This window comes from Brachybacterium paraconglomeratum, assembly GCF_039541415.1.
Lineage (GTDB): Bacteria > Actinomycetota > Actinomycetes > Actinomycetales > Dermabacteraceae > Brachybacterium > Brachybacterium paraconglomeratum_A.
Genome location: NZ_BAABGE010000002.1, coordinates 734781 through 749124, shown reverse-complemented (window position 1 = coordinate 749124; position 14344 = coordinate 734781). Strand labels below are relative to the sequence as shown.

The 14344-nt window shown below is 66.3% G+C and carries 10 protein-coding genes; 1 reads left to right on the top strand and 9 read right to left on the bottom strand.

Annotation, left to right across the window (positions count from 1 at the left end; all coding sequences use genetic code 11):
• Positions 1 to 63 precede the first annotated feature (63 nt).
• From ABD893_RS03310 to ABD893_RS03280, 7 genes are all read right to left on the bottom strand, one after another.
• The gene (locus ABD893_RS03310) at positions 64 to 1689 is read right to left on the bottom strand and encodes an ABC transporter substrate-binding protein (protein ID WP_345076106.1); all 1626 of its coding nucleotides are present in this window, start codon (positions 1687 to 1689) and stop codon (positions 64 to 66) included.
• 117 nt (positions 1690 to 1806) lie between these two features.
• Positions 1807 to 2679: a carbohydrate ABC transporter permease gene (locus ABD893_RS03305; RefSeq protein WP_345076105.1), complete on the bottom strand. Its 873-nt coding sequence runs from the start codon at positions 2677 to 2679 to the stop codon at positions 1807 to 1809.
• 10 nt (positions 2680 to 2689) lie between these two features.
• On the bottom strand, positions 2690 to 3601 hold the full coding sequence (locus tag ABD893_RS03300) for an ABC transporter permease (protein WP_345076246.1): 912 nt from the start codon (positions 3599 to 3601) through the stop codon (positions 2690 to 2692).
• A gap of 668 nt (positions 3602 to 4269) precedes the next feature.
• Positions 4270 to 5460: an endo-1,4-beta-xylanase gene (locus ABD893_RS03295; RefSeq protein ID WP_345076104.1), complete on the bottom strand. Its 1191-nt coding sequence runs from the start codon at positions 5458 to 5460 to the stop codon at positions 4270 to 4272.
• 181 nt (positions 5461 to 5641) lie between these two features.
• The gene (locus ABD893_RS03290) at positions 5642 to 6577 is read right to left on the bottom strand and encodes a carbohydrate ABC transporter permease (protein ID WP_345076245.1); all 936 of its coding nucleotides are present in this window, start codon (positions 6575 to 6577) and stop codon (positions 5642 to 5644) included.
• Positions 6578 to 6585: 8 nt separating this feature from the next.
• Positions 6586 to 7560, bottom strand: a complete 975-nt coding sequence (locus ABD893_RS03285) for an ABC transporter permease (RefSeq protein WP_345076103.1) — start codon at positions 7558 to 7560, stop codon at positions 6586 to 6588.
• Positions 7561 to 7594: 34 nt separating this feature from the next.
• Positions 7595 to 9268 carry an ABC transporter substrate-binding protein gene (locus ABD893_RS03280; protein ID WP_345076102.1) on the bottom strand — a complete coding sequence of 558 codons (1674 nt, stop codon included), beginning with the start codon at positions 9266 to 9268 and terminating at the stop codon, positions 7595 to 7597.
• 470 nt (positions 9269 to 9738) lie between these two features.
• Between ABD893_RS03280 and ABD893_RS03275 the strand changes: the two genes are divergently transcribed.
• Positions 9739 to 10464 carry a DUF624 domain-containing protein gene (locus tag ABD893_RS03275; RefSeq protein ID WP_345076100.1) on the top strand — a complete coding sequence of 242 codons (726 nt, stop codon included), beginning with the start codon at positions 9739 to 9741 and terminating at the stop codon, positions 10462 to 10464.
• On the opposite strand, the gene ABD893_RS03270 is transcribed toward ABD893_RS03275, so the two are convergent.
• Both ABD893_RS03270 and ABD893_RS03265 read right to left on the bottom strand, forming a co-directional pair.
• Positions 10400 to 11629, bottom strand: coding sequence for an endo-1,4-beta-xylanase (locus ABD893_RS03270; RefSeq protein ID WP_345076099.1), 1230 nt, complete (start codon positions 11627 to 11629; stop codon positions 10400 to 10402). The two genes, ABD893_RS03275 and ABD893_RS03270, sit on opposite strands and share 65 nt — an antisense overlap.
• Entirely contained in the window at positions 11629 to 14070 is a 2442-nt protein-coding gene (locus ABD893_RS03265) for a glycoside hydrolase family 3 N-terminal domain-containing protein (RefSeq protein ID WP_345076098.1), read from the bottom strand. Before ABD893_RS03265 ends, ABD893_RS03270 begins: the two co-directional genes overlap by 1 nt.
• Between the last annotated feature and the right edge of the window lie 274 nt (positions 14071 to 14344).

Below are 14344 nucleotides of genomic sequence, written 5' to 3'. Positions count from 1 at the left end.
TCCGTCCGTCTCGCAGGGAGGCCCCGGCGCCGACTCAGGTGAGCCGGCACCGGAGCCAGGGCATCAGCCGCCGAAGGACTCCTGCGCCTCATGGACGATGTCCATGTACTTCGTGGCGCCGTTGTCGTCGCATTCGGTCGCGAAGGCGTCCCACTCCCCCACGTCACGCTGGCCCGTCACGAACTTCAGCGTGTTCTGATCCACGAAGTCCTTCAGCGGGGTGGCGACCAGGGTCGCCTCCTCGCGCTGGATCTCGTCCATCGGGTACGGGGGCAGCGGATCGATGACCTCGTGGGTCTCCGCGGTGCGCTGCTGCCAGTCGACCTCCTCCTCGTTCATGGTCGAGCGGAGCAGGTCCGTGGTCCCGCCATAGGCGAAGACGCCGCCGGAGAAGCCGAAGTCGGTGCGGAGGTCCTTGGTCCCCTCAGGGTTCAGCCCCAGGAAGTTCACGCCCTCCGCGGGCACCCGCTTGTCCCCCTCACGCTTGAAGGTGACTCCCTCGACGCCCCACTTGGAGAACTCCTGGCCCTCATCGGAGTACCAGAGCCAGTCGACGAACTGAAGCATGGCGAGGAACTTGTCGTCATCGGCCATCTGGGCGTTGAACATGACGCCGTTCTCGAGGCGGGAACCGCCCATCACCGCACCGAGCGGCCCACCGGGCAGGAGCATCTTCTTCACGACGGTCTTGCCCTCGCCGAACTCCTCGTCCAGGCCCGTGCGGCAGTCGATGATCGTCTGCGAGTTCGTGGAGATCGAGAAGGACTTGCCGGTGACGAACTTCCGCACCGCGGCGTCGTCGTCCTGGGTGAACCCCTCGGTGTCGATCAGCTTCTCCTCGACGCCGGCGGAGAACCATTCGAGCATCGCGAGGTACGCCTCCTGCTGGGGACCGAAGACGAGCTCCTCGGACCCCACCTCCTTGCGCACCACGCCATCGCCGAAGCCCCACCCTGCGGAGACCCCGAACGTCGAGGCCACGAGCCCGAGGAGGTTCGCTCCTTCAAAGCGGTCCGAGAGCGGCCACATGTCCGGGTGCGCCTCGTGCACCTTCCGGTACACCTCGGTGAGCTCCTCCCAGGTGGTCGGCTCCTCGAGCCCGAGCTCCTCGAGGATGTCCACGCGGTAGGCGAGGGTGTAGTCCGGCCAGACCTCCTCATGCAGCCCCGGCAGCACGTAGTACTTGCCGTCCTGCTGCTTGAGGCGTTCGATCTCTGCTTCCAGCCCCCACTTCTCGACCTTGTCCATGTAGTTCGGCATCTGGTCGACGTAGTCGCTGATGGGGAGGATCGCGCCGGCGGCGACGAAGGCGGTCTCCTGACCCGGGTACGTCTTGGGGATGATGTACGGCGCATCTCCGGCGCTGACCAGGAGCGAGCGCTTCTGCTCGTAGTCCGACATCGGGATGACCGTGGGGGTGAGGGTCACGTTGGTGCGGGTGGTGACCTCTTCCCAGAACAGCCAGTCCTTGCGGTACGGGTAGGCCGGGTTGTCGCTGTACATGAGGCCGATCTCGAAGGGCTCCGACGCCTTGAACGTGGTCCCCACGCCGTAGTCGTCCATCGAGCCGGTGCTCACCTCGCTCACGTCGACCGGCTCATCGCCGCCTCCGCTCGAGCAGGCGCCGAGCGCCAGGGTGGTGCCGAGAGCCGCGCTTCCGGCGGCCAGGAACTTCCGTCGAGTGAACATGGGAGATCACCTTTCATCATCGAAGAGATCGAAGAGGTCGAGCGGGATACTGCAGTGGAGTGCTGCAGCGGAGTCCTACGGAGGAGTCCTGCAGCGGAGTGCTGCAGGGAGCAGCGGCTACTGCTTGACCGAGCCGAGCATCACGCCCGACACGAAGTAGCGCTGCACGAAGGGATAGACGCACAGGATCGGCAGGACGGTGAGCACCATCGTCACGGCCTTGATGTTCGAGGAGATCTGCGTCTGCGCATCCGCCGAGGCGGCCGCGACGTCCGAGGTCTGGCTGGTTCCGGCGATCATGTTGCGCAGATACATCGTGACCGGGAACAGCTCCTTGTCACTGAGGTAGAGGAACGCCTGGAACCAGGAGTTCCAATGGGAGACCGCGTAGAACAGCAGCATCGTCGCGAGGATCGCCTTGGACAGCGGCATCACGACCCGCAGCAGGATCCCGTAGGTGGTGAGGCCGTCGATCGCGGCGGCCTCTTCTAGCTCGAGCGGCATGTTCTCGAAGAACGCCTTCATCACGAGCAGGTTGAAGATGCTCACCGCATTCGGGATCACGATCGCCCACATCGTGTTCATGATCCCCAGGGAGCTGATGAGGATGTAGTTGGGGATGATCCCGCCGTTGAAGAACATCGTGAACACCGCGATCCCGATGAACAGCCCGCGGCCGCGCAGCCGGGCCCGAGAGATCGCATAGGCGTACATCGTGGTCAGGACCAGCGAGATCAACGTCGCGACGATCGTGTACACGACGGTGTTGCGGTAGTTCACCCAGAACAGGCGGTCGGACATGACCACCTTGTAGGTGTCGATGTTGAACCCGATCGGCAGCAGGTTCACGCGGCCGGAGACGATCGCGGATTCGCTCGAGAGCGACTGGGCGATGATGTTCACGAACGGGTAGAGCGTCAGGAAGACGACGCCCAGCAGGATCACGACGTTGGCGGCGGTGAAGATCTTGTAGCCACGGGAGGTTTTCATAGCGTTCCTCTCACCACAGGCTCGCGCCGACCACGCGGCGAGAGATCCAGTTGGCGGACAGCACCAGGGTCAGGCCGATCACGGATTCGAACAGGCCGATGGCGGTGGCATAGCTGAAGTTGTTGGAGACCAGGCCGACGCGGAAGAGATAGGTCGCGATCACATCCGCCGTCTCGTAGGTCAGGGGGTTGTACAGCAGCAGGATCTTCTCGAAGCCGACGGCCATGAAGGTGCCGATGTTCAGGATCAGCAGCGTGACCATCGTCGGGGTGATCCCGGGCAGGGTGACGTAGAGGGTCTGCTTCCAGCGGTTGGCCCCGTCGATCGTGGCGGCCTCGTAGAGCTGGCTGTCCACCTGAGTCAGCGCCGCGAGGTAGAGGATCGTCCCCCAGCCGACCGTCTGCCACACCTCGGAGCTGACGTAGAGGGTGCGGAACCAGCCCGCCTGCTGGATGAAGTTGATCGGTTCCACGCCGAAGGCACCGATGACCGAGTTGACGGTGCCGTTGAGCGAGACGAGCTGCATGACCATGCCGGCCACGATCACGATCGACATGAAGTGCGGAAGGTAGGAGACCGTTTGCACGAAGCGCTTGAACCAGCTCTTGCGGACCTCGTTGAGCAGCAGCGCCAGGATGATCGGCATCGGGAAGACGATCGCCAGGGACAGCACGCCCAGCACGATCGTGTTGGTGAAGACGCGCCAGAACGCCGGGTCCTCCATGAACATCACGATGTAGCGCAGGCCCACCCAGTCCTCGCCGAACATCGACCCGCCGGGCCGGAAGCGACGGAACGCGATGATGTTGCCCGCCATCGGGAGGTACTTGAAGATCACCAGGTAGATCAGCGGCAGGGCCAGCAGGGAGTACAGCCGCCAGTCCTTGCGCACGTCCCGCCACAGCGAACGCTTGCGCGCCACCGGAGCGGGGCCCGGACGGGGCGGAGCGCCGCCAGGGCTGGTCTCTGCTGAGGGTGGGGCTGCGGTGGTGGCCGCTCCGGCAGCAGCACTGTGTTGCGTCACGCTCTGGACACCTCCTCATGGATTCCGGGACGAACCGGACGGGATGGGCTGCGACGGCAGAATCTGCCGCGCGCGGATCGACCCTCGACGGCGTCGCCGACACGATCAGCCGTGTGAAGGGGGTGGAATTCGGCTGCATCGCCTCACTCCCGACCCCGTGTGCGAGAAGTTTTCGAAACTTCAGCGCGCTTGGAACACGCTATCCGGCGGGTCGGTCCGCGTCAAGAATGATTCACAAATCAATGACGCGAATTCCCCGGCGACCTCGTCACCTGCGAAGACGTGCGCCAAGGGAAGTCGCATGCCGAGATTTCACCCAGAGGTGGAAGTCGAAACGGATAGAAAGTTTCTCGCAAATTACGACATTCTCCCCATGGAGCATCCCGAATCATCGCTGAGCAGACGACGAAGGAGGGCGCTCGATCCTCAGATCGAACGCCCTCCTTGTCACGCAGCCCCGAGGGTGCGCGAATGCGAGCTGCAGCCTCTTCGTCGCGCCGCGAGGCATGCACTCCGCGGCAGGCGCAGCCTCACCGCCAGACGCGGACCCTGCGCCAGGCGCAGTCTCAGCGTCGCAGCGCCGGGTGTCCCGCGCGTCCGCTCGCGTCCGCCAGTGCATCCTGGATCGCGTAGTAGGCGGGCTTGCGGGTGAAGTCGTCCCACAGCACGGTCGCCGCGCCCTCTCCGGGGAAGGTCCCGGGCACCCATGAGTATCGGTCCAGCACGCCCCACAGGGTCAGCGAGGTGAAGCCCTCCACGGCCAGCGCCGCCTCGGTCACGCGGCGGTAGTACTCGGCCTGCTGCGCGAGCTGGGCCTCCGTCGGCTCCACGCCGTCGACGACGTCCATGCGCACGTCGAGCTCGGTGATAGCCGTCTGCAGGCCCAGGTCAGCGAAGCGCTGGAGGTTCTCAGCGAGGTCGCTGGGGAACCCGTAGCGGAGCGAGAGGTGCCCCTGGGTGGAGAAGCCGTGGACCGGAACCCCGTCGGCGAGCAGCTCCTGGATGAGCGCGTAGTAGGCGTCGGACTTGGGGTTGATGCCGTCGACATTGTAGTCGTTGAAGTACAGCATCGCCTCCGGGTCTGCGGCATGGGCCCAGCGGAAGCAGTCGGCGATGATCTCCGGGCCCAGCTCACGGACCCAGATGTTGCCCTCGGTGCGCAGCACGGCGTTGTCGTCGAAGATCTCGTTGACCACGTCCCACTGCTGCATGCGCCCGGCGTAGCGGCCGACCACCGTCTCGATGTGGTCCTTGAGGATCGCGCGCAGCTGCTCGGGGGTGAAGTCGCCCTCCATCACCCAGGCGGGGTTCTGGTTGTGCCACATCAGGGTGTGACCACGCATCACCTGGCCGTTGGCCTCGGCGAACTCCATGATCGCGTCCGAGTCGACGAAGTTGAAGGTGTCCTGCGAGGGACGCATGTGGTCCCACTTCATCTGGTTCTCGGCCGAGAGCGAGGCGAACTCTGCCGCGAGGACCTCGCGATACGGCTCGTCCGCGGTGAACGGATCGGGATAGGGCTGGCTGGTGTGGTGGCCGCCGCCGGCGACGGCGCAGCCGATCAGCAGGGTGCTCCCGGCGGCGAAGACGAGGTTGTCCTTCTTCGCGAGGCCCGGAGGCTTGGCCTGCCCGTTCCCGGGAGGCGTCTTCGAACCCTTGCCTGCGCTCTTGGGGGCGGCGAGCGCGGACGCGGACGGCGCGGCGGCGGCGAGCGTGGTGGCGACTGCTCCGGCGGTGAGGATCTGGCGGCGTCTCATGGTGTCTCCTTCGACGTCATCAACGGGTCCTGCAGGAGGGATTCCGCAGGGAGGGGCCCGCATCTGGGGTGGCATGGAAGAACTACGGCGTGGGAACGGCGGAAAGGAAGTGCGGAGTGGGAACTGCGACTGCTCGTGCGGGCGCCCCACCGACCACGGATGGCCGATGGGGCGCTGAGGTTCAGCCCTTGACCGAGCCGAGCATGATGCCCGAGACGAAGTACCGCTGCACGAACGGGTACACGCACAGGATCGGGATCAGGATCAGGATCATCGTCACCGACTGGATGTTGGCGTTGATGGCATCGACGCTGCCGCCCGAGGCTGCGGCCCCCTCCGACGCTGCGGTGGAGGCCCCGGCTATCAGGTTCCGGAGGAACAGGGTCACCGGGAACAGGTCCGTCTTGTCCAGGTACAGGAAGGCGGCGAACCAGTCGTTCCAGTACTGCACCGAGTAGAACAGCACCATCGTGGCGATCACCGCCTTGGACAGCGGCAGCACGATCCGGAAGAAGATCCCGAACCAGCTGAGGCCATCGATATGCGCGGCCTCCTCCAGCTCCGTGGGGAGGTTCTCGAAGAACGCCTTCATCACCAGCAGGTTGAAGACCGACAGCGCTGGCGGGAGGATCACCGCCCACATCGTGTTCTTCATCCCCAGCGAGGAGATGAGCACGTAGTTGGGGACGATGCCGCCGTTGAAGAACATGGTGAACACGGCGATGCCGATGAGCAGTCCGCGTCCCTTGAGGTGCTTCTTCGAGAGCACGTACGCATACGAGGTGGTCAGCACCATGGCGATGGTCGTGCCGATCACCGTGTAGACCACAGTGTTGCCGTAGGCGCGCCAGAAGTTGTCGTTGTTGGCGACCACCTTGTAGGTATCGAGGTTGAAGCCGACGGGGAAGAGGTTGACCTTCCCCGCGTTGATCGCGCCGGCCGAGCTGAACGACTGGGCGAGCAGCATGATGAACGGGTACAGCATCAGCGCGCACATGAGGACCAGCACGGTCATGTTCACGACGGTGAAGACCTTGTAGGACGTGGAGTCCTTGATCCGGGAGGTCCGGGGGGCGACCGCGTTCTTGGGATTCTTGCGCGGCGCATCCGGGGCCATTGCTTCGATCACCACAGGCTCGTCCCCACCAATCGCTTCGAGATGTAGTTGGCGGACATGACCATCACGAAACCGATGATCGCCTGGAACAGGCCGATGGCCGCCGCATAGCTGAGGTTGTTGGACACCAGACCCACGCGGTACAGGTACGTCGAGATGACGTCACCGGTGGAGTAGGTCATGGGGTTGTACAGCAGCAGGACCTTCTCGAAGCCCACGTTGAGGAAGTTGCCGATGTTGAGGATCAGCAGGGTGACCATCGTCGGCCGGATCCCCGGGATCGTCACGTGCCAGGTCTGCTGCCAGCGGTTCGCCCCGTCGATGCGGGACGCCTCGTAGAGCGCATCGTCCACGGCGGTCAGCGCGGCGAGATAGAGGATCGTGCCCCAGCCGACCGTCTGCCAGGCCTCGGAGGCGACGTAGATGAACCGGAACCATTCGGGCTTCTGGAGGAAGGAGACGGCGTCCCCGCCGAAGGCCTCGCTGATCTGGTTGACCGTGCCCTGCAGGGAGAGCAGCTGGTAGACCATGCCGACCACGATCACGACCGAGAGGAAGTGGGGCAGGTAGCTGATCGACTGCACGATCCGCTTGAAGTGCGTGCGTCGCACCTCGTTGAGCATGAGCGCGAGGATGATCGGCAGCGGGAAGCAGACGACCAGGGTCATGCCGCCGATGATCGCCGTGTTCGTGAAGACGTTCCAGAACGCGGGATCGTGGATGAACATGTCCACGTAGAGCGTTCCGACCCATTCGTCACCGAAGATGCTCCCACCAGGTCGGAACCGTCGGAAGGCGATCACGTTGCCGAGCATCGGCAGGTATCGGAAGATCGCGAGGAAGATCAGCGGGGCGATCGCGAGGGTGTACAGCGGCCAGTCGCGCCGGAGCGACCGCTTCCACCCTCCCCGCCTGCGTTTCGGGGCCGAGGGCCGCGGCGCAGGCTCCTGCGCCGCGACCGCCCGGGTATCCGCCAATGTCATGTGCTCAGCTCCTCTGCCAGCGCCTGGATGTCCTTCACCCGTTCGCCTCGACGAAGCGGTCGCGGGCGGTGTTGAGCAGCTCGAGGTAGCGAGACAGGCCCGCGGCTTCCAGCTCGCCCACGAAGGCGTCCCACTCGCCCATGTCGCGCTCGCCCATGATGAACTGCAGGGTGGCGGTGTCCACGGAATCCTTGATCGGAGTGGCCAGCAGCGAGGCCTGCTCGAGCTCGGTCTCGTCCATGGGCTTGGGCGGGTACGGGTCGCGCGGGGTCCGCGCGGACAGGACGTTATCGATGTACTCGACGAACTCGGGGGTGCTGTAGGACTCCTTGAGCTCCCGGGACTCGGTCGACTCAGCGGGGAAGGTCGAGAACCCGAGGTCCACGTTGATGTCCGTGCCGGCGCCGGTGTTGATGTTGAAGCTGTCGAGCGAGAAGCCGTCCATCAGCTCGATGGCGCCGTCCTCGGCCTTGGTGTAGTTGACGTCCTTCTCGCCCCAGCGCAGCATCTCGCGGGCATCCGGGTTGTAGTACAGCCAGTCCAGGAACTGCAGGGTGGCCAGGAAGTTCTCGGACTTCGTGATCTGCGAGTTGAGCATGAATCCGTGCCAGAAGTTGCGCGGCTCGATGTTGTCACCGGCGGGCCCGGCGGGCGGCGGGATAAGGGTGACGGAGTAGTTGCCCTCGCCGACGGTCTCGTTCAGTGCCTGGCCGAACTCGATCGCGGTGCCGGAGGAGCCGGAGGCGGCGAAGCAGGTCTCGGCAGCGAACTTCTCGGCGACCGACGCCGCACCGGAGCCGTCGTTGGAGGCGGTGAGGGACTCCTTGTCGAGCAGGCCCTCCTCGACCAGTGTCCGGAACAGCTCGATCATGGTCTTGTATTCGTCTGTGATCGCGACGTAGGTGAGCTTGCCGTCGGGCCCCTCGATCGAACCGTCGCCGAAGCCCCAGCCGCCCTTCGTGAGCCAGGCGTGGGAGGCGAAGTTGAAGAGCGCGCCGCCCTCGAAGCCGTCGGCCAGCGGGGTCGAGTCAGGGTACTTCTCCTTGATGAGCTTGAGACCCTCGTGGAGTTCGTCCCAGGTGTTCGGCACCGCGCCGGTGACCTCCTCGAAGACATCCTTGCGGATGACCAGGCTGAAGACGGGGACCGAGACCTCCTGCAGGCCCGGCACCATGTAGTACTTGCCGTCCTCCTGCTTGAGGTTGTTGATCATGTCGGCGAGGTCCCATTCCTCGACGTACTTCTGGAAGTTCGGCATCTTGTCCACGTAGTCGCTCAACGGCACCACAGCACCCGAGGAGACGAAGGGGGCATCCTCACCGGTGTAGACCAACGGGATCAGCGTCGGGGCATCGCCCGCGCTGATGAGCAGGCTGCGCTTCTCGGTCGCATCGCTGAAGGGGATGTGCGTCAGCGTGATCTCGACGTTCGTGAGCTCCTTGATGTGCTCGAAGAGCCGCCAGGAGTCTTCGACCGGAACCTCGGGCCAGTCCGTCCACAGCATGCTGACCTGGATCGGCTCGGTGGCCTTGAACTGGGTGTCGGCGGCGTAGTCGTCCATCGCGCCGACGTTCTGGGACTCGACGTCGACCTCCTCACCGGTGTCGGAGCCGCAGGCGGCCACCGCCACCGTGGCGAACGCCGCGGCGGAGAGACCGACGAAGCTGCGTCGGGTCGGCGCGAAAGGGAAGGGGCGGGGCGTGTTCATTGCCGTCTCCTCGGAGGGGTCGGTGCCGGACCAGGGTGGTGCGGCAAGGGCGAAGCAGGTCGAACCGGTGCTGCGGATATGTCGATGCCCGGGTGCGTTCACAGTGAGCCGAGGGACCGACCGAGCAGAGAGGAAGAAAGTCTCGAGCGGCAGTTCGCCGGCGACTGCGCCGGAGGAATTGCCGAGAATTTCGTCAAGCTTTCGCTGTGACACACAACTTAGCCGCCGATGTGATCTGGGTCAAGAAGTTCACGAAAACGTCGAATCCGAGTCCCGGTCCTCAGGAAGCGAGGGTGACCAGCGCTCCTGCAACGATTCCATGCACATCGCGGGCGTGACCATGGACTGCCCGAAGGTAACATTTCTGCATCTAGGGCTCGACATGAACCGAAAGTTTCGGTGAGGATGGGTTTCTGTCGCCATAGACGGCACACTGCAGGTCACGACACCGCACGTCTCCAGGAGGAGCAATGACGCCACCCCGTCGCCCACGAGGGATGTTCACCGAGCTCACCGAAGGCGTCTACTGGTTCCTGGTGATCGACGTGATGCTGGTGCTGTCCGCGGCACCGACCTTCCTGGTGTGGACGCTGCTCTCGCCGGGACTGCTGACGTCGCTGGTGTTCGTGATCGCCGCACTGCCGTTGCTGCCGGCCATCGCTGCGGCCCTGTATGCCTGCCGTGCCTGGCGCGAGGATCAGGAGCTGATCCCCGCGCGGCAGTTCCTGCGCGGGTACCGGAAGAACGCCCTGGACAGCCTCCGGGTGGGCGCCCCGGTGCTGCTCGTGCTGGGGCTGGCGGCCTTCAACCTCACCTACGCCGAGGCAGTCGGGACCAGCATCCTGAACATCATCTTCCTGGTGCTCGGCGCGGCGGCGCTGCTGGTGCTCGCCCGCGCGCTCTCGATCGTCTCCCGCTTCAGCTTCCGCACCCGGGACGTCTTCCGGCTCACAGCATTCACCCTGCTGGTGAAGCCGCTGTCGACCCTGGCACTGGTGTCACTCGGGGTGCTGACGCTCGGGGTCATCCTGCTGATCGGGGAGTTCATGCTCCTGGTCACCGCCTCCCTCCTGGTCTTCGCGCTGTGGGCCTCGGAGCGGAAGGTGGCGGAGATGCTCACGGAGCAGTTCGTCAGCCCTGCGGAGACATCTCCGTCGGACCCAGCTGCTGATGCCCTCCCCCTCGAGGAATCGTGAACCTCACGCTCTCCCCGCCGAGGTCCAGCTGGTAGTCCCCGGCGAAGCCCTGGACCGTGAGGACGCCGTCGGCATCGGTGCGCAGCTGGTGGCTGTCGGTCCACCACTCCTCGCTGATCAGCGTCTTCAGCGCGTGATAGCTCGGCTTGGGGGTGCCGTCGGCCCGCACCAGCCCGGCGGGGGCGCCGAGCCAGGCGCCGGCGTCGCCGAGCCCCCAGTAGGTCATTGATTCGACGGCAGGCTGGGCGAGGACGGTGCGGTAGTGGCGCACCAGCTCATCGGCCTGCCGCTCCTCACCCTCGGGTGTGGAGGGCCAGGAGTCGACGACATAGTCGTTGAGGTCCTCGATGTGCGAGGGCATGATGTGGCCCGAGAGCAGGGTGTTCTCGGTCATCTGCACCGGGAGGCCGAAGCGGGAGAAGCGCCCGATCACCTCCGCGATCTGCTCCTCACCGCGGTAGCCCTTGTGCATATGGGTCTGCACGCCGATCGCGTCGATCTCCAGCCCCGCCTCGAGGCACTCCTCGATGACGTCCTCGAAAGCGGAGGAGAGCTCGAAGTCGTTCAGGACCAGCCGGGCGGTGGGATCCGCGGCGCGGGCGGTCTCGAAGGCGAGGCGGATGACATGCATCCGGCCGCGGGCCTGGGCGAGCCGGGTGACGGCGTTCTCCTCGGCGGTGAACACCGGGAGGATCACGGTCTCGTTGATCGCGTCCCACTGGTCGATCAGTCCGGCGAAGTCCGTGGCGTCCCGGGTGATCCGGTGACGGATCGCCTCCTCGACCTCGGCGGAGTCCTTGTCGAGCAGCCAGGTGGGGGCGAGGGTGTGCCAGAGCAGCGGATGGCCCTTCAGCTGCACCCCGTGCTCGCGCAGTCCCTTCGCCAGGCGCTGCAGCCGTGCGGTGTCCGGGGCGCCGGGCGTCTGCTCGAACCAGCGCCAGTAGAAGGGCAGGGTGGCCAGGTTGAACAGGTCCAGCCACAGTCTGGTGTGCTCATCAGGATCCTCAGGCTGCAGCTCGAAACCGGAGCAGCCGAAGCCGAAGGCGTGGGAGACCTGTGCGACCCGCGCCTCCTCCCCCGCCCGCGCCGCACCCTGCTCGTCCACCAGCCGGAGTCGGAAGGTCTCGGTGCGTTCGGCCATGACGGTCTGCTGGGACGTGGTCATCACAGTCCCTCTCCCACGACTGCTGCGGAGGTGCTCGGGGTCATCTGATCCTGCGGCGCCAGCTCCTCCAGCGCCCGCAGTGCCACCGGTGACACGGTCGCCGGGGTGTCCAGCACGTGCCGGCCGGGGCTGAGGACCCGCACCTCGCCGCCGATCCGGAAGGAGCCCTCCAGGGTCATGTCCTCGCTGGAGGCGCCGAGGCGCACCCGGAACTCGCCGGGCTCGACGATGCGCTGCAGGTCGGGGCCGGTGAAGGAGGTGCGATCGGCGTGCAGCTGGAAGCTCACGCGAGCGCTCTCGCCGGCGGCGAGACCCACCTTGGTGAAGCCCACCAGGCGCTTGAGCGGTCGCACCACGCTGGCCACAGGGTCGCTGAGGTAGAGCTGGACGACCTCCTTGCCGTCGCGATCCGAGGTGTTGGTGACCGTCGCGGAGATCTCGACGGTGCCGTCCGCAGCGATCTGTTCGACGGAGAGCTGCAGGTCGGAGTACTCGAAGCGGGAGAAGCTCAGGCCGTGGCCGAAGGGGAACAGGGGCTTGGGGTCGAGGTTGGAGATGCCGTCGCTCTCCCAGGCCAGGACCGGGGAGAGGTAGGTGCCGGGCTGTCCGCCCACTCCGTTCGGGATGCCGATGGGCAGGCGGCCGGAGGGGTTCACCCGGCCGGAGAGCACGCCGGCGATCGCGCTCGCACCCTCTTCACCCGGCATGAAGGCCTGCACGATGGCGTGGGCGCGGCCCTGGTAGGCGCCGAGCGAGTACGGGCGGCCGGTGACCAGCACCAGCACCACGGGGGTGCCGGTGGCGAGCACGGCCTCGACCAGCTCGTGCTGGGCGCCTGGCAGCTGCAGGCTCTCGACGTCGCAGCCCTCGCCGGAGGTGCCGGCGCCGAACAGCCCGGCGAGATCGCCGACGGCGAGGACGGCGAGCTCGGCGGCCTGTGCCGCCGCGACCGCGGCAGCGATCCCGGAGGTGTCGGGGTCCAGGAAGTCCGTGCCAGCGGTGGTGGTGAGCGACGCGCCGGGGAACTCCGCGCCGAGCGCCTCGGTGAGGGTGGGCACGTGCACGGAGGTGCCGTTGTCCTCGAGGCGGGACAGGACGTGGTTGGTGAAGCTGTAGCAGCCCAGGAAGCTGCGGGGCTGCACGGCGGCCGGCCCGATCAGGGCGATCGAGAGCGGGCCAGCGGGGGCCTGTGCGTCGGCCTCCGCACTCTGCGGGAGCGAGCGGGTCAGCGGCAGCAGGTCGTGGGCGTTGTCCAGCAGGATGATCGACTCCTCGGCCATCCGCCTGGCCAGGGCGCGGCCCTCGGCGGAGTCGAGCTCGATCGTCTCGCCGGTGGTGGCGGCGTCGAAGTCCTCATCGAGCAGGCCCAGCTCGACCTTCTGGCGCAGGATCCGGCGCACCGCGGTGTCCAGCACCTCCAGCTCGAGCTCGCCGTCGCGCACGGCGCCGACGAGGTGGGGGTAGGTGGTGGTCTCCGGCAGCTCGATGTCGAGCCCGGCGCGCAGGGCGGCGAGCGCCGCGCCCCGGTCATCCTCGACCACGCGGTGCATGGACTGCAGGAAGCTGACGGCCCAGTAGTCGGCGACCACGGTGCCCTCGAAGCCCCAGGTGTCGCGCAGCAGCTCGGTGAGCAGCCAGTGGCTGGCGGCGGGCGGGGTGCCGTCGATGTCCGCATAGGAGTTCATCACGGAGCCCACTTCGCCGTGGCGCACGGCCATCTCGAAGGGGACCAGGTCCATATCGTGCAGCTCACGCATTCCGATGGAGACCGGGGCGTGGTTGCGGCCCGCGCGGGAGGCGGCGTGGCCGGCGAAGTGCTTGAGGGTCGCGATCGTGCCGGTGGACTGCAGGCCGCGCACATACCCGGTAGCGAGCACACCGGTGAGATAGGGGTCCTCCCCCATCGTCTCCTCGATGCGTCCCCAGCGGTAGTCGCGCACGATGTCCAGCACCGGGGCGAGCCCCATATGGGCGCCGATCGCGCGCATGTCGGTGCCGATCCGTTCGCCCATCTCGCCGATCAGGGCGGGGTCGAAGCTCGCGCCCCAGGCGATCGCGGCGGGGTAGGTGGTCGCGCCGTGAGCCATGATGCCGGTCAGGCACTCCTCGTGGACCAGTGCCGGGATGCCGTGCGGGGAGCCCGCGACGACGGCTTGCTGCATCGTCCGCAGGTTCGCCACTCCTTCCTCGCCGTCCAGCGGGGCGCTCCCGTAGGGGCGGGTGAGATGGCCGAGCCCGTCCGTGACCGCGGCCTCGAAAGGGTCCCGTCCCTCCTCGAAGGTGGACTGCATGGGGGCGAAGCCCTCGGCATCTCCGAGCGTCGGCCGCTTCCAATAGCTGCCGAGCTGGGCCGCCTTCTCCTCGAGGCTCAGCTCCGCGAGCAGCGCGTCGACGCGCTGCTCGGTGCTGAGGCTCCGGTCATTCCACAGCGGAATGGTCATGACGCTCCTTCGCACGGCCGGTGACGGTCGCGGTGGAGGAACTGGCGACGACGACGTCGACCTGCTCCCTGCGCCAGCGCCCCGGAGACATTTTCAGTCAGGGTTTAGCAACCTTTTCGGTTGCTTTCGGTGGCGCGAGCGTACGACAGGGGGGATCATGGGGTCAACAGCCTCTCTCGGATAGGGTGGGTGCACGCCATGACGAGACGACCCTGGCGTCGAGGAATGCGCTGTCATAGGCTCAGTACGCTGGTCGCGAGGTTTCTGTACGTCA